Annotated in this window: 20 protein-coding genes; 10 read left to right on the top strand and 10 right to left on the bottom strand. The window is 70.5% G+C overall.

Annotation, left to right across the window (positions count from 1 at the left end):
* Positions 1-2: 2 nt before the first annotated feature.
* Positions 3-347 (top strand): hypothetical protein, encoded by a 345-nt coding sequence (locus ACIO52_RS11250; RefSeq protein WP_402643299.1) that lies wholly within the window; start codon positions 3-5, stop codon positions 345-347.
* Between the two features lie 89 nt (positions 348-436).
* Here the strand turns inward: ACIO52_RS11250 and ACIO52_RS11245 are convergent, their stop codons facing one another.
* From ACIO52_RS11245 to ACIO52_RS11235, 3 genes are read right to left on the bottom strand one after another with little or no spacing between them, the layout of a single operon-like run.
* Positions 437-1,510 (bottom strand): DUF3068 domain-containing protein, encoded by a 1,074-nt coding sequence (locus ACIO52_RS11245; protein WP_218718358.1) that lies wholly within the window; start codon positions 1,508-1,510, stop codon positions 437-439.
* Entirely contained in the window at positions 1,507-1,677 is a 171-nt protein-coding gene (locus ACIO52_RS11240) for a DUF2613 domain-containing protein (protein ID WP_218718357.1), read from the bottom strand. The genes ACIO52_RS11245 and ACIO52_RS11240 overlap by 4 nt, the downstream gene beginning before the upstream one ends.
* Before the next feature lie 29 nt (positions 1,678-1,706).
* The gene (locus tag ACIO52_RS11235) at positions 1,707-2,483 is read right to left on the bottom strand and encodes a hypothetical protein (RefSeq protein ID WP_218718356.1); all 777 of its coding nucleotides are present in this window, start codon (positions 2,481-2,483) and stop codon (positions 1,707-1,709) included.
* 84 nt (positions 2,484-2,567) lie between these two features.
* Here ACIO52_RS11235 and ACIO52_RS11230 point away from each other — a divergent pair, with 84 nt between their 5' ends.
* Positions 2,568-3,179: a TetR/AcrR family transcriptional regulator gene (locus ACIO52_RS11230; RefSeq protein ID WP_218718355.1), complete on the top strand. Its 612-nt coding sequence runs from the start codon at positions 2,568-2,570 to the stop codon at positions 3,177-3,179.
* Positions 3,180-3,485: 306 nt separating this feature from the next.
* Here the strand turns inward: ACIO52_RS11230 and ACIO52_RS11225 are convergent, their stop codons facing one another.
* From ACIO52_RS11225 to ACIO52_RS11210, 4 genes are all read right to left on the bottom strand, one after another.
* Positions 3,486-5,279 carry a protein kinase gene (locus tag ACIO52_RS11225; RefSeq protein ID WP_402643295.1) on the bottom strand — a complete coding sequence of 598 codons (1,794 nt, stop codon included), beginning with the start codon at positions 5,277-5,279 and terminating at the stop codon, positions 3,486-3,488.
* Positions 5,280-5,295: 16 nt separating this feature from the next.
* The gene (locus ACIO52_RS11220; protein WP_402643293.1) at positions 5,296-8,115 is read right to left on the bottom strand and encodes a hypothetical protein; all 2,820 of its coding nucleotides are present in this window, start codon (positions 8,113-8,115) and stop codon (positions 5,296-5,298) included.
* Positions 8,115-9,914: an HSP90 family protein gene (locus ACIO52_RS11215; RefSeq protein ID WP_308248470.1), complete on the bottom strand. Its 1,800-nt coding sequence runs from the start codon at positions 9,912-9,914 to the stop codon at positions 8,115-8,117. Before ACIO52_RS11215 ends, ACIO52_RS11220 begins: the two co-directional genes overlap by 1 nt.
* A gap of 93 nt (positions 9,915-10,007) precedes the next feature.
* Positions 10,008-12,782 carry an ATP-binding protein gene (locus tag ACIO52_RS11210; RefSeq protein WP_402643290.1) on the bottom strand — a complete coding sequence of 925 codons (2,775 nt, stop codon included), beginning with the start codon at positions 12,780-12,782 and terminating at the stop codon, positions 10,008-10,010.
* A gap of 122 nt (positions 12,783-12,904) precedes the next feature.
* Between ACIO52_RS11210 and ACIO52_RS11205 the strand changes: the two genes are divergently transcribed.
* Complete coding sequence (locus ACIO52_RS11205; RefSeq protein WP_342801970.1) at positions 12,905-13,240, top strand: hypothetical protein; 336 nt, start codon at positions 12,905-12,907, stop codon at positions 13,238-13,240.
* Positions 13,237-13,863, top strand: a complete 627-nt coding sequence (locus tag ACIO52_RS11200) for a YceI family protein (protein WP_342801969.1) — start codon at positions 13,237-13,239, stop codon at positions 13,861-13,863. Before ACIO52_RS11205 ends, ACIO52_RS11200 begins: the two co-directional genes overlap by 4 nt.
* On the opposite strand, the gene ACIO52_RS11195 is transcribed toward ACIO52_RS11200, so the two are convergent.
* Both ACIO52_RS11195 and ACIO52_RS11190 read right to left on the bottom strand, forming a co-directional pair.
* Positions 13,749-14,645, bottom strand: coding sequence for a hypothetical protein (locus ACIO52_RS11195; protein WP_402643287.1), 897 nt, complete (start codon positions 14,643-14,645; stop codon positions 13,749-13,751). The two genes, ACIO52_RS11200 and ACIO52_RS11195, sit on opposite strands and share 115 nt — an antisense overlap.
* Complete coding sequence (locus tag ACIO52_RS11190) at positions 14,642-15,514, bottom strand: 3-hydroxyacyl-CoA dehydrogenase family protein (protein ID WP_308248713.1); 873 nt, start codon at positions 15,512-15,514, stop codon at positions 14,642-14,644. The genes ACIO52_RS11195 and ACIO52_RS11190 overlap by 4 nt, the downstream gene beginning before the upstream one ends.
* Before the next feature lie 210 nt (positions 15,515-15,724).
* Here ACIO52_RS11190 and ACIO52_RS11185 point away from each other — a divergent pair, with 210 nt between their 5' ends.
* The 6 genes from ACIO52_RS11185 (at position 15,725) to ACIO52_RS11160 (ending at position 21,277) form a co-directional block, all read left to right on the top strand.
* The gene (locus tag ACIO52_RS11185) at positions 15,725-17,080 is read left to right on the top strand and encodes a hypothetical protein (protein WP_316573071.1); all 1,356 of its coding nucleotides are present in this window, start codon (positions 15,725-15,727) and stop codon (positions 17,078-17,080) included.
* A gap of 107 nt (positions 17,081-17,187) precedes the next feature.
* Positions 17,188-17,979 carry a TIGR03084 family metal-binding protein gene (locus tag ACIO52_RS11180; protein ID WP_218722224.1) on the top strand — a complete coding sequence of 264 codons (792 nt, stop codon included), beginning with the start codon at positions 17,188-17,190 and terminating at the stop codon, positions 17,977-17,979.
* A 338-nt stretch (positions 17,980-18,317) separates the two neighbouring features.
* Positions 18,318-19,001: a hypothetical protein gene (locus ACIO52_RS11175; RefSeq protein WP_218722225.1), complete on the top strand. Its 684-nt coding sequence runs from the start codon at positions 18,318-18,320 to the stop codon at positions 18,999-19,001.
* On the top strand, positions 18,998-20,203 hold the full coding sequence (gene lhgO / locus ACIO52_RS11170) for an L-2-hydroxyglutarate oxidase (protein ID WP_402643281.1): 1,206 nt from the start codon (positions 18,998-19,000) through the stop codon (positions 20,201-20,203). The genes ACIO52_RS11175 and lhgO overlap by 4 nt, the downstream gene beginning before the upstream one ends.
* A 68-nt stretch (positions 20,204-20,271) precedes the next feature.
* Entirely contained in the window at positions 20,272-20,745 is a 474-nt protein-coding gene (locus ACIO52_RS11165) for an SRPBCC family protein (RefSeq protein WP_218722227.1), read from the top strand.
* A gap of 10 nt (positions 20,746-20,755) precedes the next feature.
* Positions 20,756-21,277: a ribonuclease H gene (locus ACIO52_RS11160; protein ID WP_218722228.1), complete on the top strand. Its 522-nt coding sequence runs from the start codon at positions 20,756-20,758 to the stop codon at positions 21,275-21,277.
* A gap of 91 nt (positions 21,278-21,368) precedes the next feature.
* On the opposite strand, the gene ACIO52_RS11155 is transcribed toward ACIO52_RS11160, so the two are convergent.
* The gene (locus tag ACIO52_RS11155; protein ID WP_218722229.1) at positions 21,369-22,124 is read right to left on the bottom strand and encodes a hypothetical protein; all 756 of its coding nucleotides are present in this window, start codon (positions 22,122-22,124) and stop codon (positions 21,369-21,371) included.
* Between the last annotated feature and the right edge of the window lie 108 nt (positions 22,125-22,232).

The following is a 22,232-nucleotide window of genomic DNA, read 5'->3' as shown; positions in this document are numbered from 1 at the left end:
CCGTGCCACGGTTCACTGACGGCGAACATCCGGACCCCGGCCGCGCGCCCGCCGAGCTGGCCGACGCGTGTCACCAGGTGTTCGTGCCGCTGTTCCGGAACGAGCATGTGGTCGCCGCGGGACAGCGCGTCGATGCCGAACGGGCCCGTGCGACCGGCCGGTGGCTCATCCGGCGGGGCACCGATCGCTGCGCGGTGACCACCGGGCTGGCACTGCTAGAGACGGCGCCCGAGGCCGGCGACATCCCCATGTTGCAGACGATCGGGCTGCTGTCGGAGAGCTTCGCACCGCTGGTGGTGGACGCCATGGCGCGTTGCCGGTGCGGACTCGCTGTCAGGGCCTGCTGAACCGGCCGGACTGGTCCGCGTGCGGGCCGTGAGACAACGAAGCCTCCCCGGAGGGGTCCGGGGAGGCTTCGTTGTGCAGGGGAACCGAGCTAGAGGTTCGTGGTGCGGAGTTGTTCGGTGGGCGGGTCGTAGGTGCGCCGGGCGGCGGAGCCGCCCGCGCTCAGGACGCCGAGGACGGCGCCGGCGATGAGCAGGATCGCGCCGAGGATGCCCAGGATGATCGGCAGGGTCTTGCCGAACAGGTCGAGCTTGTCGAGGCTCTTCTGGGTGACGGCCATCTGGGCGTCGATGGTCTCCTCGTCGAAGACCAGGTGCGACTTCAGCGCGGTGACGTCGATCTGGTTGGCGCTGCGGCCGTAGAACAGGTGGATCTGCTCGCCGCCCTTGAGGACCGCGCCGGTCTTCGGCTCCACCCACAGGTCACGGGTGTTGGTGTAGAAGCGGGTCATGGTGACCGGCTCGTCGCCCTCGAGGCCCCACTTGGCGGCGGGGAGGGTGAGCTTGTTGGTCGCGGCGGGCACCACGTCGTTCATGTTCGTCACCGGGATGGACTGCCGGAAGTGGTAGACCGGGACGCCGTTGATCTCGGACTCCTCGACGAAGTCGATGGGCCGGGTGGCGCGGGCGTTGGTGTCGAAGTACGGGTAGGACTTCTTCTCGGTGCCGATCGGGAAGCGGTACTGCAGACCCTGACGGGTCAGCGCGTCGGCCACCGAGGCGCCCGACTTGTCGACGGTGACCGCGAGGGAACCGTTGGGCGAGGTGGCGACCGGCTCGCCGGTGACGCGGTCGATGGTGACCCGGTCGATGGAGGCGGTGAGGATGCCGGTGTCGCCGTCGCGGTCGTCGCGACGCAGGGTCTGGCCGGCCTGGACCGTCATCTCGTCGGCGCCCGAGGGCTCCTCGACGGTCAGGAAGCGCTGCGAGACCACGGGGACGTTCTTGTCGATCTTGGCCGCGCCCTCGGGCGAGGTCAGCGACTTCGCGTCCAGTACCAGGCTTTCCTCGCCGGGAACGCTCTTGGCGACGGTGGTGATCCGCAGATCCAGCGGGGTCTTGGCGACCTTGTCCACGGTGTAGGTGGGGATCATGACGGCGGCGGCGAGCAGTAGCGCGCCGAGCCCGACGAGAATGCAGGCGATGAGCCTGCGCCCGTTGCTCATCGGCTTCCGTACTGCACGTTGCCCAGCACCGACGAACCGGGATCAGCGGTCGTCTCGGGGGCGGGGATCGAATTCTGTTGCGCGCCCGCGGTGATGCCGAGCACGGCAATCACCCCGAGGATCGCGCCGGCCAGGCCACTGACCAAGCCGGGGACGGCAAACTTCATTGAACGAAACTCCAATACGTGGCGTCGGCTCAGGCGACGGAGAAGAACCCGAGGGTCGGGGCGAACGAGCAGGTCCGGTCACCGTCGGCGGTGGTCGTGGTGAGCGAACCGGTGATCACCGCGGCGACCCGGCCCGAGCCGGTGTCGGCGATGGCGGACAGGGTGGCCGGCCCGTCCGGGTTGATCCCGGCCGCGGTGGTGAGCGGCTGGGTGCCCGTGCGCCGGTTGTCCAGGTTGACCCACTGCACCGTCATCGGCGGGTTCTGCGCGACGGTAGGCGTTTTGGTACCCAGCGCGGTGAAGACGAAACCGGTCTGGCCCGCGGCGGGCCCGGGCGGCGGCAGCTCGGCCGGGCCGGGTACGGCCAGCGCGGTGCCGACGGAATCGGAGGTCGGGCCGATGCAGCCCTTGCCGATGGTCGGGTACAGGAACTGCGCGATCCGCGGGCCGTCGGACGGCGGGAGCTCGGGGCCGCCACCGCCGCTGCCGTCGAGGAAGGTGATGACCTTCTCGAGGGTCGCCTTGACCTGCGCGGGAATGCCGGGCGTGGCGAGCAGCACGCGCGCCTGAGCCAGGATCGCGGCCTGCGCGCCGTCGGCGATGGGGGCCGGCGCGGAGACGGCGCTTACGATCGACGGTGCCAGCGCGGCCAGCGTCTCGGAGGGAACGTTCTCCGCGATCGCCGGGACGCTCGGCTGAGCCGCAGGCCGCGGGGCAGCCATGGTCGATGCAGGTGCGGCGAGTGAGGCACTCACCGCTAGTACGAGAGCGGACAATGCGGTCCGCGAGCCTCGGGTGCGCAGCACTGGTCAGCCGTCCTTCTTTGTGGGGATTGGTTGGAGCAGCCCGGAAATGTAAGTGTGATCCGGGGTTTCAGATACATTGGAGAGGTGACTACAGCGGACAGACGGTATGGGGGTCGTACAGTCGTCGCGCGTAAAGCCGAACGGCGCCAGCGGTTCCTGGAAGCAGCGACGCGAATCTTCGCCGAACGCGGGTACCCGACGTGCTCGCTCGCCGAGGTGTGCGCGGCGGCGGGACTGTCCAAGCGGCAGTTCTACGAGGAGTTCGAGACTCGCGAGGACGTGCTCATCGCCGCCTACGACCGCATCCAGGACGACGCCGCGGCCGCGGTCGTCGCCGCGGTGGTCGAGCACACCGAACCGGAGCCGGCGCTGCGCAGCGGACTGGCCGCGTACCTGGAATCGCTCGGCTCCGACCCGTACCGCGCACAGGTGGCGCTGATCGAGGTCGTCGGAGTCAGCGACCGGATGGAGAACCATCGCCGCGCCCGCAGGCACGCCTGGTCGGCGCTGATCGAGACGGCGCTGGCCGCCAAGGGGGTGCGGCTGCGCGGCGACGCGGAGCTCACCACGGGCTTGCTGACCGGCGCGGTCAACGGCGTCGCGCACGAATGGCTGCTGCGGGAGTCGCGTCCGCCGGTCGGCGAACTGGTCGATCTGCTGACCGCCGCCGCGCTCACGCTGGTGGACTGGGGCTGATTTCCGCGCAGCCGTCGGGAGGGTGGCAACTTCGCGCTCTTGCCGCTCGCTCAACCCACTCCCTTTCCGGACATTGTGAGACCGGACGGCTTCACAGTGTGGGACGAGAGTCTGGCATAGTAGTGACCCAGATAGCAACGGCTGGAAAGTTGAGATCGGCATCACCAGGGGTGATGTGTTGGTCGGAGGTCCAGACAAGCTCGTGGTGGTAGTGAACCACCACCAGCCGCGCGGGGTGCCCGGTTCGCCGTTTCGATCCCGTTTCGAGGTGGTCGGCAACTGGTCGGCAATCGTCATCGCGCGTGGTCAGGACTTGCGCAGAAACCCGGTGATGGTGCCACCGAGCAGCCCCGGCGTGCGGTAGGTGAGGGTGCCGTCCGAGCCGAGGGTGACCGTCGAGGTCGCACCGTCGTCCACACAGCCACTCGCGCTCTTGCCGGTGAGTTTCGCCCGGAAGACGAGGCCGTCGGTGGTGGCCTCGACCAGGGTTTCCGAGCGCTCGCAGCGCTCGCCGGAGAGCGTGCCGGTATTCGACGCGGTGGCTACCTTCTGCCCGACCTTGCCGTCGTTGATGGTGAGGGTGATGTCGAAGCGCACCGGCCCGTCGGTGGCCTGCCCCTGCCAGCTCCCCACGAACGCGGCGGGGACCGTCGACACCGCCGCTCCGGTGGCGGGCGGGAGCTCGGAGTCTTCGGTGCCGGTGGAGATCGACGTCGAGTTCGCCACGCTATTGCCGTCCGATTGACCGCGCAGCTGGACGCCGATCAGGAACGCACCCCCGGCCACCGCCAGCGCTACGACCACCGCCGCGGCCACCAGAGCGTTGCGCCCTCGGCGCGAGCGGGCAGGCGGTGCCTGCCAAGGCGCGTGGGTACCACCGGTGATGTCACCGGCCGGCCCGCTGACAGTCGCGTAGCCCGACTGTTTCGGCCCGCCGCTGTCGGCAAAGGACGTGCGCCGACCGAAGCCCGTCGCAGTGCCGGACAGCGGTGGAGTCCCGGTGAACCCCGCTCCGGAGCCGGGCGGCGGCGTTTGACCGTCGAAGCCTGCCGCCTTTCCGGGCGACGATGCCGGTCCGCTGAAGTTCGCAGCGGCACCTGGCACCGGTGTCTGCCCACCGGAACCCGTGGAGCCGGGCAAGAATGCCTGACTACTGGTGTTCGACCGAGACGGGTGAGGTGGCGTGCTGGGACCGGCAGGGCCGTCGACCGGGCCGGAATCGAGGTCAAGCAGGGCGACCGCGCGCCTGCTGACGTCTTCGAGGACCGCCGGTGGTAGCCAACCCGTGCGCTCGGGCAGACCGATGGCGGCGAACTCGGCGAGAACTTGCCGCGGAGTCGGGCGGGCGGCGGGGTCCTTGGCGACGCAGGCGGCGACCAGGGGACGCAGCCGCGCAGGCACGCCGTCGAGGCGGGGTTCCTCGTAGACGATGCGCCACAGCATCTGCACGATCTCGGCGGTGCCGAACGGGCCGTGGCCCGACGCGGCGAAGGTCAGCACGCCGCCGAGGGCGAACACATCGCACGCGGGGCCGAGCGCTTCGCCGGTCACCTGCTCCGGGCACATGAAACCCGGTGAGCCGATGACCTTTCCGGTGGTGGTGAGCGCGGTGTCCTCGACGGCGCGCGCGATACCGAAGTCCACCACCTTGGGCCCGTCGACGGCCAGCAGCACGTTCGACGGCTTCAGATCGCGATGCACGATGCCCGCGTCGTGGATGGCGACGAGCGCCTCGGCCAGCCCGTGCCCGAGGGCGAGCAGCGACGGCTCGGCGAAGGGCCCGAACCGCGACACCGCGTCCGAGAGCGCGAGTCCGGCGACGTATCCGGTGGCCAGCCACGGTGGATCGGCGTCGACATCGGCGTCGAGGACCGGCGCCGTGAACGCCCCGCCGACCCGGCGCGCGGCGGCCACTTCCCGGCGGAACCGGGTCCGGAATTCGGGGTCGCCCAGCAGGTCCGGCCGGATCACCTTCACCGCGACCGTGCGTCCGCCCGCGTTGCGGCCCAGATACACCTTGCCCATGCCGCCGGCGCCGAGGACACCGAGCAGCCGGTACGCCCCGATCTGGCGTGGATCGTCGCTGCCGAGCGGTTGCATGGCGTGGTCCTTCGAATCAGCCGAGACGGGAGCGGGTTTCGGCCAGCAGGCCGGAGAGCGGGCCGTAGGCCGGGTGGGTGTCGTCGAGTTCGGCGACGGCGCCCGCGAGGACCTTCTCGGCCTCGGCGGCGCGGTCGAGATCGAGCAGGATTCTCGCCTGGTCGTAGTCGGCGCGCACGGCCCGATCGACGACCTCGATCGCGCGGAACCCGGCGGCCGCCGCTTCCGCGCGGGGCAACGCGTCGGGTAAACGAGAGGCGGAGTGCAGGATTCGAGCGGCGTTGTGGTCGAGCCGGGCCCGGTGCCAGGTGAGCAGATCGGCGTCCGGTCCGGTCGCGGCGAGCTCGGCCAGTGCGGCATCGGCGACGTCGACGGCCGCCACCGCGCCGTCGGAATCCCCGGACCAGTGCAGCGACAGCGCGGCGCTGTAGCGGCAGTAGGCGACCCGGATCGGATCGTCGACCCGGGCCGCCACCTCGGCGGCGAGGCGATAGCGTTCGGCGGCCTCGGCATCGCGGTCGAGCGAGTCGAGCAGGTCGGCGGTCTCGGCGAGCACGTAGGCCTCGTCACCGAGATCGGCGACGGCCCGGTCGAATTCGATGATCGCGTCGTACACGGCGAGTGCCTGATCGTGCTCGCCCAGCGAGCGGTGCAGACCGGCGAGCAGGTAGCGACAGCCCCGGGCCGGGCCGCCCGCGCCGGCGCGATCCAGCGCGAGGATCGCCGACTCGGCCTGTTCGGCGGCATCGAGCAGCTGCCCGGTCGACCGGTAGCCGATGGCCAGATCCCATCGCGCGTAAGGGACCTGGGGCAGGTCGACGGGCGCGCCGATCGCGATCGCGGTGAGCAGCTCGCCGACGGCCTCGGCGGCACGGTCCAGGTGCAGCAGCAGATCACCGCGGCGGGCGTAGACCGCCATCCGGAATCCGATCGGGGTGTCAGTATCGAGCAGCGGCATCGCCTCGTCGAGCAGCGTGAGCGCGGTGTCGAACTCCGCTGCGGACCGGCGGATTCCGGACAGATGGTAGAGCGTGGTCGCGGCCCGCAACGGCAGGTTCGCCCGATGGAAGGCGGAGATCGCCGTGCGCGCCGCGGCGTCGGCGTCGTCGATGCGGGAGTTGTTCTCGGACAGATACATCCGCTGCCTGGCGACGTCGCCGATCAGCTCGTCGCCGCCCGACGCGGCTGCCTCGGCCGCGGCGCGGTCGAGCAGCTCGGGGAGTTCGGCGGCATCGTCGTCGGCCAGCAGGCCGCGGTCGAACAGGTCGAGCAGACCGCCGGACAGTCGCAGGATCGCGCCGGCCCGGACAGCCGGATCGGCGGACGCGCCCAGGTGCGCGAGCGAGGCACGCAGCAGCGATGTCGCCTCGGCGGGATCGCCGTGCCTGCACAGGTGCGCACCGAGGCGGCCGAGACCCCCCTGCCTGCGGTCCTCGTCACCGGCGGCGGTGTAGTGCTCGATCGCCTGGCGCAGCAGGGATTCGGTCTCGTTGCTGTCGCCGTGCCGGGCGGACTCGCGCGCCAGAACGGCCGCGCGCCGGCCCGCCAGCAGGGGATCGGTGGGCTCGGCGGCCTCGGTCAGGCGCTGGGCCAACGCGGTCACCTCGACGGTGGCGTCGCGCTCCTGGCCCAGCTCGGCCCGGTCGATCAGCTCGGCCGTGGTCAGGGCGGGGAGTGCGATCGGGGCGGGCGCGGGCTCGACGGGTGCCCGGTGCGCCGCGGCGGCCGACAGCGGCAGCCGGTCGACGATCGGCGTGCGCGCCAGCACCGCGCGCACCTGCTCGGTCTGATGCGCGGTGCCGTTGCGCTGGTCGAACCGGGCCGCGATCGCCAGCGCCTCGGCGGTCAGCTCCTGCCGCAGGTCCCGCGCGGTCGATTCGGCGGCGGGCCGCTCGAGGTGCGCGGGCCGCCGGACGACGGTGTCGCCGTGGCCCGCGTCGTCCACCGTGCGCAGCAGCAGCGCGGCCGCGGCGGCGAAGTCCATGGCGGCCGACGGATTGGGCGAGCGGTCGAGCCAGCCGAGATGCCGGTCGAGCAGTTCCAGGCCGCGTGCCTGATTGCCGGACAACGCGCAGAACTCGAGGTGGGTGGCGATGGCCCGCAGGTCCTGCGGTTTGGTGCGCAGCACCCGGTAGGACCGGCGGTGCGCGTCGCGCGCCGCGTCGAGCTGGCCGGTGCGCAGGTAGGGCAGCAGCAACGCGGTCAGGATCAGCTGCGGCTGTTCGTTGCAGTGCAGTTCGCCGCGCAGGACGGGGGCGGCCAGCTCGACGGCCTCGGCATCGCGACCCCGCATCGCCAGCCAGGCGACCTTGCCGGTGGGGTCGCAGCCTGCGCAGTCGGAGTTCTCGTCGCGCGGTGTGGTGCACCACCTTTCGTACCAGCGCTCGGCCTCGGCCAGGTCGCCCAGATGCTCGGCGACATAGTGCCGGTAGGCGTGCACCGCGTGCAGGCTCTGGCCCTCCAGCCGATAGCGCTGCTCCATCTGGTCCAGCGCGGCCAACGCCCGATCCTTGGGCACCTCGGGGAAATTCGTCATCGCGCGCACCGCGAACTTGAAGTCCCAGCGCAGCGCGGACGCCACCCACTCCTCGTAGGCGCCGGGGTCGCGGTCGTAGTCGGCCAGGCAGCGGGCGAACGGGACGAACAGCTTGGCCGGGCTCATGCCCTGCGCGTAGGCGGTGATCAACCGCATGCGGGTGCGGAACGCGAGGTCGGTGTGCCCGCCGGCGTCGGCGTGCCGCAGGACCTGTTCCAGCAGTGCGTCTTTGCTGTCGCCGTAGGGCATGTTGCCCGCCTGGGCGAGCAGCCGCCACAGGTCGTCGACGGTGTCGGACATCAGAGCTCTCCCTGCGGATCGTGCACTGCCCAATCGAGCAGACCGACGAACGACTTGTTCAGCAGCGCGGTGTCGACCGGCCGCATCGGATGCTGGCCGAGCAGCAGCGCCTGGCTGTAGAGCGCCTCGACCGCCATCGTCACCAACCGGGCGTCGGCGAGCCCGGCGATGCGGCGCACCAGCGGATTGCGGTGGTTGAGCACCAGTTGCGGGCGGTCGCTGTCCTGGCCGGAATCGAAGGCACCGAGGACGTCGGCCCACAGGTCGTCGGCGACCTGGCGGGTGGCCCGCAGTTCGGCGCGATGCTGGGTGTCGCGGTCGAGCAGATACAGCGCCGACAGCGACGGCGGATCGAAAGTGCGCAGCACGACCTCGCATTCGAGCCGGTCGAGCACCCGCTGGGCGGTCGTCAGGAACGGGCGCAGCGCCAGTTCGGTCGCCGGGTCGACCAGGTCGAAGTGGGTCGCCAGGGCGGCGGTGTCCAGGCGCGTCACCTGGATCTCGGGGTCGAGCGCGGGCAGGCGCTCCACGATCTCGGTGATGTAGGTGTAGCCGCCGTTCACCAGGCCGAGGCCCTGGGCGGCCGCCACCGCGCCGAGCTGGCGAAACTCCTCCACCGAGGGCGTGTAGCGGACCCCGCCGAACCGGCGGCGGAACTCGGCCAGCGGGATCTGCCCGGCGTTGGTCTCCACCGGCAGCCAGCGATCGACCAGCCGGAGCATGTCGTCGTCGTGCAGGGCGAGCGCCTTCACGCCGAGATCGTGGACGCGCAGGAAGCGGGCGAGCGCGGCCGGGTCGGCGGTGGACAACTCCACCAGCCAGTCCCTGATCTGCCCGCCGAGCACCTCCCTGGTGGATTCGAGCAGGTCGTCCTCGTACAGTGCCTCCCGGCTGGCGGTCGGCCGCAGCTCGGTGGTGTCGACGACGCAGCGCACGAAGAAGGCCCAGTCGGGCAGCAGCCCGGCGACACTCTCGGCCAGCAGCATGCGCTTGAGGTACACCCGGTGCCCGGCCTTGGCCGCCGGGTTGACCGGCTGCGGAAGCACGAAAGCCACCCCGGTGACGCCGGATTCGGCACAGCTGAGATCGAAGGTGGCGAACGGGGTGAAGCCGAAGGTGTCCTCGGCGTAGGCCGCGAGGGCGGCCGTGCGGTCGTCGGGGGTGGGGTGGTTGGCCCGCCACGGCAGCTCCGGCTCGGTGACCGAGTGCCCGTCGACGGTGACCTCGAACGGCAGCAGACTGCCGAACAGCGCGGCCAGCTCGGTGACGGTGGCGCCGGTGAGCCACTGCTCGGCGCCGCGCCGGGGCGTCAGGATGACCGTGGTGCCCGGTTCCTCGCGTTCCCGCGAGGCGGGTTCGACACGATAGCGGCCGTCGGCGAACCCGGTCCAGCGCACCGTCGGCCCGCCGCGCGCCGAGCGGGTCAGCACGGTGACCTCGTCGGCGACCAGGAAGCACGAGAGCAGGCCGATGCCGAACTGGCCGAGGAACTCGTGCCTGGCGAAGCCGAGATCGTCGCGCTTGCCGCTGCGGCCGATGGTGGCCAGGAAGGTGTGCACCTCGGCCTCGGTGAGCCCGATGCCGGTGTCGTGGATGCGGATGCTGCCGTCGCCGGTGCGGTCGGCGGTCTCGATCCGCACGCTGAGCTGCGCCGACGGGTCGAGCGCCCGGCGCGCGGTGCTCGCGTCGACGGCGTTCTGCATCAGCTCGCGCACATACACCCGCGGACTGCCGTACAGGTGGTGACTGAGCAGGTCGACCACACCACGCAAATCGACCTGGAATACCTGTTCCACCACCGGTCCCCTCCGAGCACGAGCATTACTTGCCCGGCCACTGTAACCGCAAGATCGTCCCTCGTACCGGCCACGATGTCAGGGGCATGACCTGCGTCAGCGGGTGTCGCGGGCGAGCTCGGTCCGGTTGGTGACGCCCAGTTTGGCGAGGATGTTGCGGACGTGGGTTTCCACGGTGCGTTCGGAAAGAACGAGGCGGGTGGCGATTTCGCGATTCGTCAGTCCCGCCGCCGCCAGCTCGCGGACTTCGCGCTCGCGCGGGGTGAGTGGATCGGCGCAGCGTGCGGCGGCGGTGATGCGGGTGAGCAGCGCGTCGGCGGCGGCCAGGCGATGGGTCATGCCGAGCCTGCGGAAGCCGGCGGCCGCCTGTTCGGCCGCGGCGCGCGCGGCGGTGAACTCGGCGCGGGCGAGCAAGGTGCGGGCCAGCCCGAGGTGGCCGAGCGCGACGAAGGGGCGCGCGCCGATCCTGGTGTCCATCTCCAGGCCACGCCGGTACAGCTCGACCGCGGCGTCCAGGTGTCCGGCGACGCGCGCGTTGTCGGCCCGGACCCTGGCCAGCGAGCTGACGCAGATCAGCGCGCCGGTGCCGTCGGCGCAGTAGTGCCCTTCCTGCCCGGCCAGGGCGCGGTAGACGCGATCGGCGGTCTCGGCGTCGTCGAGCAGTTCGGCCACCAAGCCGACACTGAACACGGTGCCCGCCCAGCGCGCGCCGATCTCGAGTGTGTCGGGGAGCTCCCGGAAGGGCGCGAACAGGGCCCTGGCTTCGTCGAGATCGCCGGCGAGCGCGTGCATCAGCGGCGCGAAGAGCTGCGCGATCGGGATCTTCGGGGCGAAGGCCAGCGACGCGACCGCTTCGGTCAGCTCGGCGCGGTCGACATGTCCGATGATCACCGCGTACATCCCGCGAAACGCGTGGTGCAGTCCGGCCAGCGAGAAGTCGCCGATGCCGACGGCCAGTTCATAGGCGGCGGTGTCGAAGTCGAGCGCGGCGGCGAGTTCGCCCACCAGGACGGCGCGGGTGGCGCGCAGGCGCAGCAGGTGCCAGCGGGCGAGCGGCAGCCGACGGCGCTCGACCAGCAGGTCGATGTGGTCCAGGGCGCTGTCGAAGGCGGTGAGGTCGCCGCGTTGCAGGCTCGCGTCGGCGGTCCACACGTGTCCCCAGAGCTGGGCCAGCGGTTGCTCGGCGTCGACCGCGATCTCGATCGCCCTGGCGGCCAAGGCGGTTCGTTCGTCGAGATAGTCGGGCGCGGCCAGCGACAGGTGCCGGGCGTGGAGGGCATCGAGCGTGACATCGGGGTCGGTCGAGTGCGCGGCGGCGCGCATGGCCTGCTCGGACAGCGCCCTGGCCGCCGCGCCCGCGCCACGGTCGGCGGCCGAGAGGGCGTGCCTGGCCAGGATCCGGGCGATCAGGTCGTCGTGCGTGCCCGGTTCGAGTCGACGTAAAGCGTTGTCGCACAGCAGGTCGAGTTGGGTCATCACGGTGGGCGTGGTGACGCCGTGGACCACCAGCGCCGCCTCGGCGAGCAGGTCGGGGCGAGCGGCCCGCTCGGCGAGGGCGGCGGCCTGGACGCAGTGCGCGAGGCTGTCGGCGATCCGGCCCGCCGCGAACTCGTCGCGGGCGAGGTCGAGCAGCAGGTCGGCGCGGTCGGCTTCCGGCGCGGTGCTGCCCGCCGCGTCGATCGCCCACTGCCCGAAGCGGATCGCCTCCTCGTAGGCCGCGGCGGCCCGGGCCGCGTGGGCCGCGCGGCGCGACCAGCGCAGGCCCGCCGGTGATTCCGCGCCGGCCGCCGCCTGCCGCCAATGGGTCGCGATCGCGCCCGCGACAGCGGAATCCGGCCCGCCCCGGTCGGTCAGCGCCTCCGCCGCGGCGCGGTGCAGGGCGGTGCGCCGCGACGGCGGCAGATCCGCGTACACCGCGTCGCGGATCAGGGCGTGGGTGAAACCGGTGGTGCCGTCGCCGAAGCGGCGGACGATCCCCGCCGCGGTCGCCGCGTCGACGGCGTCCGGCACCCGCACGGTGGCGCAGACCCGCGCCAGCAGTTCGGCGTCGATGCGCTCGCCGAGCACGCTGGCGGCACTGAGCACGTCGACGTCGGCCGGCGCGAGACGGTCGAGCTGGGCCAGCACCAATCGGCGCACCGCCGGGGTGGAGAGCAGGGCGTCGTCGCCGGTATCGGATTCCGCCGCACCGGATTCCAGCACGAGGCGGACCAGCAGGGGATTGCCGTCCGTGCGGTCGTGCACGCGGGCGGCGAGATCGGCGGACCGGCCGCGCTGTTCGAGCCAGTACCGCACCTCCGGCTCGGAAAGTCCTGGTACGGACAGCGACTGGGTGTGCGGCAGCCGCAGCCAGTCGGACTGGTGACCGAGCAGCGTCCGGCCCGCCGGTTCGCGCGCGGTGCCGACGATGAGCAGCTTGGCGCGAGCGGTCTCGGTGGCGACGTGGGTGAGCAGCGCGAGGGAGGTGGGGTCGGCCCAGTGCAGATCGTCGAGGACGAGCAGCAGACCGGTGTCCGCGGCCGCCGCGATGAGCACGTCCGCGACCTCGGTGAACATCCGGAATCGCCGCGCGGCCGCACCGCCGCCGGGCTCGGTGACCGTGGCCAGGGCGGCGGCGAGTGCGGGCAGGTCGCGGGCAGCCCGGTGCCACGGCCACAGCGGCGGCATCCCGGCGTCGTCTAGTGCGTTGCCCCGCGCCACCCGCAGGCCCGACTCGTCGGCCAGCTCCACCGCGCGTTCGGCCAGCCACGACTTGCCGATCCCGGCCGCACCGCTGACCAGCACGAACCGGCCCGCACCCGAGGCGGCGGCCAGGACCGCCGCACGCAGCCGCGCGATCTCCTGATGCCGTCCGACGGCCGGAGTCTGCATCGCACCAGTATCGCGCCTACGGCGGAATTCAGTACCGCGGATAAGTACCGGCACTGATCCGGGCGCGTCCGCGCGCGGCGATCCTGGAATCACCCAATTCCCCAGGTCAGGAGCTTAAGATCATGTACGCACACCTTGTCTGGTTCGACCGGCCACGCACCGCCGACGAACTGGCGGCCGCCGACTTCGCCGCCGCGCACCGCATCCGCCCCGCCCTGGCCACCGTGCCGGGCCTGCTCGACTACTACGAACTGCGCCGTCCCGACGGCTCCGGCGTGGTGATCGGGATCGGCGAGACCGAGGAAGCCCTGCACGCGGTGGGCGCGGCCATCCTCGCCACCGAACTGCTGCCGGGCGAGAACCCGGCGCTGCTGCCCGGGCCCGACCGGGTGGAGATCTATCCGGTCCTGCACCACCACGACACCGCCGCCATCTACGCCGAGGGGGCGCGGTCATGAACTGGATCATGGTGGGCGAACAACGGCCCACGGAATGGGTGGCCGCGCCACAGCGGTGCACCGCGCGCTTCCAGGTCGGCCATTTCGGGCGGCGCACCGTGCACGGGTCGATGCCGGTACTGGCGGGCCGTCTGACGGTCGGCCCCGACGGGCAGCCCCAGAAGATCACCGGCGTCGTCGACCTGGCCGCGATCGACACCGGCCACCCCCGACGCGATCGTGACCTGCGCAAACCGGGCCTGCTCGATCTGGACCGGCACCCGCGGATGAGCTTCGTCGCCGACGACATCACCGGCACCGACGGGGAGTGGCGCGTCGCGGGCGTGGCCACCGTGCGTGGCCGGGACGTACCGCTGGTGTTCACCGTCACCCGGTTCGACCTGGGCGGCGACACGGTCGCCGTCCGGGCGGAGGCCGTGCTCGACCGCAGGCAGCTCGGGATCAAGGCACCGGAATTCCTGATCGGGCGCTGGGTGACGATCGCGGTCCACGTCGTGCTGCGGCCCGACTACAGGTCGGCGAGCGCGAGTCCGGTCAACGGGCTCCCGATCCGCGCCAACTCGGTGTCGGTGCCCGAACCCACGTCGACGAACCTGATGCCACCGCCGAGATCGCTGACGTAGAAGCAGGTCCCGAGCCCGGCCAAGCCGATCGCCTCCCGATACCCGGTGGAGAGCACCTTCGGGGTGCCGACCTCGGGCTGCACGGTCGCGGCGTAGAGCGCGTTGCCCTCGGGGCGGGCGCCCCGATCGGTCCACACCAGGTGGGCGACGCCGTGCAGTTCGAGGTCGATCGGCTCGGGCAGGCCCTGCCAGAGCAGTTCGATGTCGGGGCGGTCGGCGGGATCGGTACCGGCGGGCAGGTCGATCGGGGCGCGGAAGATCCGGCCGTCGCCCGCCTTGGCGGCACCCTTCTGGGTCCAGTAGACGAGGCGGCGGTCGAGATCGAGACAGATGCCGACGCACCAGTTCCGAGCGATCTCGGCGTCGGCGTCGCCCCGGCCGGTCACCACGATCGGGCGCAGGTCCGCGCCGTCGAGATCGCAGGTGAGCACGGCCATGCCCTCGCGGTCGCACCAGTACAACCGGCCCGCCTCGAAATCGGCGGTCAACTGCTTGCCGGTGGTGAAGGCGCCGCGCGGCACGATCGTGGTGCGGTTGCCGCCGTCGAGATCGACCCGCTCGATCGATCCGTTGGGGGTGAAGAACTCCGGTTCGGTGTCGGGAAGCGCGCCCGGGTCGGGCTTGCCCATATTGGTCCAGTAGATATGGCCGCGCAGCTGATCGACCACCACGCCGTCGGGGAACTCGTCGAGTCCGTCGACGACCGTGCGCACCGAGCCGTCGTCGAGCGAGACGGCCAGCATCGCAGCGGCTTTGAGATCGAGGGCGAGCAACTCGGTCATGACCGCGGCTTGGGGTAGTCGTCGTAGAAGCCCTCACCCGTCTTCACGCCGAGCTTGCCCTTGTCGACGTACTCGTGCAGCAGTTTGCGCGGCCCCGCGGGCAGATTCGGATTCTCCGCGGCGTAATGCTCCTCGATATCGAGCACCACGTCCAGACCCACCTGATCCATCATCCGGAACGGGCCCGCCTTCGTGCCGAAGTTGCGCGCGAACATGTCGTCGACGTCTTTCGGAATGGACACGCCCTCGTAGACCACCTCGAGCGACTCGCGTTTGATGGCCGCCCAGATGCGATTGAAGATGAAGCCGGTGCTCTCCTTGCGGACCAGGAACGGGTGCAGGCCGAACTCCGGGAACGTCTTCAGCACGAATTCCAGGATGTCCTGCGATGTCTTGCCGTCCGACATCACATCGAGCACGGTCGACTGAGGCGGCATATAGAAGTGCGTATTGAGCATGCGGTCGGCCGTCTTCAGGCCCTCGGTGAACAACCGGCTGGCGTACGACGACGAATTGGAGGCCAGGATCGCATCCGCGTCGGCGTCGCCCTCGAGCTGGGCGAAGATCTTCTTCTTCAGGTCGAGGACCTCCGGCACCGCCTCGACCACCAGCCACGCGCCCGCGACGGCCGTCGCCTGGTCGGGCACGTACTCGACGGTGCCGGGCGACCCACCGGGCACCGACGCGGCAACGCCGGGCAACTGTTCCTCGACGAAGGCGACGGCCGCCGCGCCCTGTTCGGCGCCGGGATCGGTGATCCGGACCAGCCCGCCCCTGGTCGCGAACATCAGCGCGATGCGTCTGCCCAGCGTGCCCGCCCCGATGACGGCGACCGGACGATCGAGATGATTCTGCGGAACACTGCTCACGACGACTCCCTCTACGCAGGTGACGGGAAGAACTCGGGTGACGCGACGGATCTGCGCCTCCAGGCTATCGCCGGTCGTCGGCAAACGGGTCGCGACTCGGGACGAATACCGCCATCCGCCGTTGACACCCCGTCGCGACCGGTCAGAATGTGATTGCCTTATCCTCACGTTCTTCACGTTCTTCGCGCGTCAGCACTAGGGGGCTCCTCGATGACCACACTGGCCTCCGGACTCTTCATCGATTGGGAAGAGCTGACGGGGCAGTCGAAATTCGTGGTCGATCTGATCAGTTTCCCGATCTTCAGCGCGCTCGCCGGCTGGCTGACCAACTGGACCGGCGTGCTCATGCTGTTCTGGCCGGTGCAGTTCAAGGGCTTCCGGGTGCCGATGCTGCACGTGCTGTACCCCTATCTCCCGCGCCGGGTCCAGGTGCTGCCGACCTTCTCCGGCGACGGGCGCAGGCTCGGTTTCCAGGGCTTCATTCCCGCTCGCGCCGAGAAGATGGCGAGCATCTGCGTCGACAAGGCGCTGATGCGGATCGGCAGCCCGCGCGACTTCATCCATGAGCTCGATCTCGACGGCATCGGCGACTACCTGGCCGAACGGGCGCGCGATCAGGTGCAGCCGATCGTCGACGAGATCATGTACCGGGAGAATCCCGACCTGTGGCGTTCGCTGCCGCGGCCGGTGAAGCAGGCCGTCTACCAGCGGGTCGACCGGCAGCTGCCCGCGCTGGGCAGGCGCGCGTTCGCGAGCCTGGGCGACAACATCGACCAGTTGCTCGACGTCAAGAACTTCGTGATCAGGTACCTCGAGAAGAACCCGAACATCCTCAAGGACCTGACCACCACCATCGCGGCGCCGGAACTGAAGTTCATGGCGCGGGTCGGTCTGCTCGGCGCGCCGTTCGGTCTGGTGCTGGCGCTGTACCTGCACGTGCACTCGCAGATCCCGTACTGGGGCGCGGTGCCCGCGTGGGTGATCGTGCTGCTGGCCTCGGCCGCGATCGGCGTGATCGTCAACGTCATCGCGATCAAGATGGTGTTCGAGCCGGGCGATCCGCAGCCGCGCTACAAGTACCTGTGGCGCCAGGCCCTGCTGGCCAAGCGGCAGCCGCAGGCGGCGACCGACCTGGCGCACATCCTGGCCTACCAGGTGCTGACCGTGGAGAACCTGTCCAACGAACTGCTCGAGGGCCCCAACGGGGACAAGACCCGGCAGCTGATCGAGCGGGTGGTGGCCGAGGAGATCCACCAGCAGCTGGGCCCGACCGCGTTCATGGTGCGGGCGGCGATCGGCAAGAAGGGCTACGACAACCTGGCGATCTCGGGCGCGGGCGCCGGTCTGAGCCTGGCGCCGGAGATGGTCGACGACGAGAAGTTCGTGCTCGAGCAGGCCAAGAAGATCGATGCCTTCGCCGATCGCAAGCTGCAGAAGCTGACGCCGGGCGAGTTCATGGAGATGTTCTACGCGGCGGTCGAGCAGGACGCCTGGCTGCTGTACCTGCACGGCGGCGTGCTCGGCGTGGCCGTCGGCGGGCTGCACCTGCTGACCTTCGGCTGGTAGCGCGCCGCAAGAACAAGCACGCGTGCTTGCATTTTTCTGGAGGCGCTGAGATTCTTGGTGACGAGGCGCACCCGGACCGGGTCGCGCCACGATCGGCAAGGGAACAGATGGCTGACCTCGCAGCGCTCCTCGACGACTTCGCCGCCGAATGCGCGGAGCTGGAAAACCTGGTCGCACCGCTGACCGCCGCCCAGTGGCAGACCGCCACCCCGTCCCCAGGCTGGGATATCACCACCCAGATCGCCCACCTGACCTGGACCGACGAGGTCTCCAAGCTGGCCGCCACCGACGGTGAGACCTTCGCGAAGCTGCTGGCCGAGGCCGCGCCCAAGATGTTCACCTTCGTCGACGAGGCTGCCGAGGAACTCGCGCAGACCCCGCCCGCCGACCTGCTCGTGCGCTGGCGCGCCGGTCGCGAGGCGCTGATCGCCGCGCTGGCCGCCGTCCCGGCCGGCACCAAGCTGCCCTGGTTCGGCCCGCCGATGAGTCCGGCGTCGATGATCTCCGCGCGGATCATGGAGACCTGGGCGCACGGACAGGACGTCGCCGACGCGCTCGGCGTCGAGCGCACGCCCACCGCCCGGCTGCGCACCGTCGCCCACATCAGCGTCCGCACCCGCAACTACGCCTACACGGTGCACGGCGAATCCGGGCCCGCCGAGGAATTCCGGGTGGAACTGACCGCGCCCGACGGCAGCTTGTGGACCTGGGGTCCCGAGGACGCCGCGCAGCGCGTCACCGGCCCGGCCGTCGACTTCTGCCTGGTCGCGACCCAGCGTCGGCATCGCGAGGACACCGCCCTGGTCACCGAGGGCCCCGACGCCGAACATTGGCTCGGCATCGCGCAGGCCTTCGCCGGGCCGCCCGGAGCGGGCCGCGAAGCCGGTCAGTTCGCCTGACCACACGTTGCGAACAGGCGAGCGTCAGTCTCTGAGCGCCATTCGTGCCGACTGCCCCGGACTTCGTTGGCCGGGGGGTTGACCTCCGTGGCAGTCGTGAATGACGCTCGCCTGCTTCGTAGAGGTACCCCACGGCGCGCTGTGAGAAACAACAGAAGGCGCGCGACACCGCCCTGACCCGCACTGATAGGTCAGCTGTCCAGATGTGGTCCTGATCTCACCGGACGGGGGTGCTAACAACAGCTAGCACGGGCGTACCGTGGAAATCAGCGCGTGGCTTTCAACGATGCGGGCCCCGTCCCCTCGGGTACACCCACAGGTACAGGAAGGACCGCATCGTGACCGCACATCGACCCGCTCAGATCGCGCGTCTGTCCGCCACCGTCATCGCCGGCGCCGCCAGCCTCTGCCTCACCGTCGCCGCGGGCGCCTACATCGTCAACCACATGCCCGATCTCGCGCCGCCGCGGGCCGATGACAACGCGGCCCCCGCCGCGACACCGGGCTCGGGACACCACCGCCCCGCGCTCACCGAGGACTCCTCGCCGCGCGCCACCTACGACCTCGTCGAGCTCGCGGTATCGACCGAGCGCACGGTGCCCGCCGCGACCAGGGCCCCGGTGACCGCGCAGCAGTCCGGGGTCGGGGCCACACCCGACAATTCGGCGCTGGCCGGTCGGCTCAAGATCGGCACCACCTACGTCGGGGCGCAGGTCGCCCCCGCCCGCACCGACACCATCGCCTTCACGGTCGACACCAACCTGGTGACGATGGCGTCGAAGTACCTGGGCATCACCGTCGACCCGGCCGGGGTGACCGCGTTGCGCACCGAACTCGACACCCGCCGTGGCGAAGTGGTGTTCGTGCTCTCCGATCCCGGCCTCGGCAGCCACACGCTGCGCGTGGAACGGGTGCAGAAGCCGGGCACCGAGCCCGCGCCGGTCGACGCCGCGCAGGCCGACGAGCAGGCCGCGGCACCGACCACATCGGCCGACGAGGCGCCGACTACCGTCGGCGTGTGAGTTCTGGCGGCACCGCGCGCGGTGCGTACGACTTCTGCGTGCTCGGCGGCGGCATCGTCGGCGTGGCGACCGCGCACCGGCTGCTGAGCACCCGTCCCGGCGCGAGCCTGCTGCTGGTGGACAAGGAGTCGAGTCTCGGCGCGCACCAGACCGGCCACAACAGCGGCGTCATCCACTCCGGGATCTACTACCCGCCCGACAGTTTGAAGGCACGGCTGTGCCGGGCGGGCGCGCGGTGGACCAAGGAGTTCGCCGCCGCCAACGACATTCCGTTCGAGGTCTGCGGAAAGCTGCTGGTGGCCACCGATTCCGCCGAGCACGCGCGGATGCTCGATCTCTACGAGCGCTCCATCGCCAACGGCGTCGACGTAGCGGCGATCGACGCGGCCGAGCTGGTGCGCCGCGAGCCCCGGATCACCGGCGTCGGCGCGCTGTTCGTGCCCGCCACCGGCATCATCGACTACGCGAAGGTGACGGCCGCGCTGGCCGATCAGGTGGTGGCGATGGGCGGGCGGATCGCGCTCGACACCGTCATCGAGGCGATCAGCGAAACCGGTTCGGCGGTCACGATTTCCGGGCCCACCGGGTCCTTCACCGCACGCACGCTGGTGGTTTGCGCCGGATTGCAGGCCGACCGGATGGCGCGGATGGCGGGCCTTCGCACCGACTTCCGCATCGTCCCGTTCCGCGGCGAGTACTACCGGCTGCCGCCCGAACGGGCCGAGCTGGTGCGCACGCTGATCTATCCGGTGCCCGATCCCGCGCTGCCGTTCCTCGGCGTGCATCTGAGCCCGACCATCGACGGGGAGCTGACCGTCGGGCCGAACGCGGTGCTCGGGCTGGCCAGGGAGGGGTATCCGAAGGGGAGCGTGAACGTGCGGGACGCGGTCGAGGTGCTGCGCTTTCCCGGCGTCCACCGAGTCGCCCGCGCACATCTGCGGACCGGGGCGCGCGAACTGCGCAACTCGGTGTTCAAGCGGGGCTATCTCGCCGAATGCCGCAGATACTGTCCGGAACTCACGACCGCGGACCTGCTGCCGCATCGCGCGGGCATCCGCGCGCAGGCGGTGCTGCGCGACGGCACCCTGGTGCACGACTTCCTGATCGAGCGGACGCCGCGCTCGATCCATGTGCTCAACGCGCCCTCACCTGCGGCGACGTCGGCGATGCCGATCGCGGAGTACCTCGTCGACCAGCTCTGAGCGTCAATCTGGCAAATAAAGAGGATATTTGTAGTAATTTTGAGCCCATCCGTGATCAGGGAGGGCCGATGGGCCACATCAGGTATGCGTGTGACGTCGGCGCACCCGTCGACGCCGCCTTCGCCTACGCCGAGAACTTCCGCTTCGTCCCGGACTGGATGTCGGGTGTCACCGGCATCGAGCCGGACGGCGAGCCCGACCAGGGCCTCGGCGCCGCCTTCGTGCTGAAAGTCCGGTTGTTCGGGGTGATTCCGCTCCGCTCGACCTGCGAGATCACCGAATATCGGCGCAATGCGGTGATCGGGTATACCCTGCGTGGGCGGGTATACGGAACCGTGACACTACGGTTCGACCCGCTCGGCTACGAACGGTCGGTGCTGACCTCCGAAGCCGACTATCCACCACCACGCGGTGTGTTCGGCCGCCTGTGCCATCGCCTCGTCGACGCTGTCGCGAGATCGGCACTGCGCCGCACGGAGTCGCGGTTGCGAAGGGAGATAGAGGCATTCCACGGTACCGATCTTGTCGGCCGCATCGCCTAGGGTGGCGGTCATGATCATCGTGAGCACCGACGGGTCCTGCCTGCGCAATCCCGGTGGTGCCATCGGCTGGGCCTGGGTGAATCACCAGGGCCCGGCGGACAGCGGGGGAGCCGCGTCCGGAACCAACCAGATCGCCGAGCTCCGCGCCGTGCTGGAAGCCATCCTCGCCCACCCCGGCGCCGAGCCGATGCTCATCGAGAGCGATTCGCTCTACGCCATCAAATGCGCCTCCGAGTGGATCACCAGCTGGCGGCGCAACGGCTGGCGCACCTCCACCGGCGGCGCGGTGAAGAACGTCGAGATCATCAAGCAGATCGATCGGGCCATCACGACCCGCGAGGGACCGGTGCGTTTCCGCTGGGTCCGCGGGCACGTCGGTAACTATTTCAACGAACAAGCCGACACTCTGGCAGGCGCGGCCGCCCGCGAAGCCGCCGCCCGCCCGGCGCCCGTCGCCGAACCCACCAGACCGCGGACCACGGGGAAGCCGGTCGAGCCGGCAGCGCCGTCCGGGACACTCACCCTGTTCTGAGGCGCCGACGCGACCGGAGTTGGTCCGCACGACAACGCCTCCGGCGGCAGATTCGCTCTGCTGCCGGAGGCGTTGTGGAAATGCTCGTCGATCAGTTGCCGGGCGTCGGCGCGGGCGCCTGCGGCGTCGGCACGGTCTGACCGGGGGCAGCGCCACCGGGGACCTGGCTGCCGTTCTTGAGCAGCGGCGAATCCAGCTTGCTGACCAGCCACTTGCCGTCGTCGGACTTCTCGAGGGTCATCTCGATGGCGAACATCATCCGGTCCGGTTCGGTCTGGGTGAAGTTCGTCCGGTACTGGGTCATGGTGACCATGGCCTTGACGTCGTCGGTGCTGCCCGAGATGTAGGCGCACTGCACGTCCTCACCACGGGACTTCACCTGAGCCTGGACCATCGCGCCCTTGAGCGCCTCGCTGGCGTCGCTGAATTCCTTCAGGTAGTCGCCGGTGGCCCCCGCCTTCATCGAGGCGATGTAGCCGTCGAGGTCCTTGGAGTAGTCGTAGTTGGCGAGGATGTTGCCGTAGTCGCAGGCCGCCTTCGTCGAGTCGGCGATGGCGTCGAGCTTGTCACCCTTGTCGCTGCTCTGCAGGAAGAACACCACGGCCGCGGTGGCCGCACCGAGAGCGACCACGCCGGCGACACCGGCGGCGATCCAGCCCGTCGAGCTCGATTTCCCGGCCGACGCGGGCGTCGGCGCCTGCGCTTCGGCCGCGGTCGCCGCCTTGACAGTGGGCGCGTCCGTTTCGGGGGTGGCCGCAGCGCCCTTGACGGTCGCGTCGGCCTTGGCCAGATCGGGGGAGTCCGCCGCGGCAGCGTCCTTCTTGCTCTCGGCGTCGTCGCTGGTCATCGAATCAATCCTGCTCTTTCCCGGCACTCATATCGCACCGATTTCCTTCGTGGGCCCGTGAGCCGGACCACACGCTCTCCTCAGCGAGTATGCCCGGTGCGGTGCGCG

The sequence above is a fragment of the Nocardia sp. NPDC087230 genome (assembly GCF_044744725.1).
Classification (GTDB): Bacteria; Actinomycetota; Actinomycetes; order Mycobacteriales; family Mycobacteriaceae; genus Nocardia; species Nocardia canadensis.
Note: the sequence above shows the minus strand (reverse complement) of the source record. Positions and strands in the feature narration are given on the sequence as shown.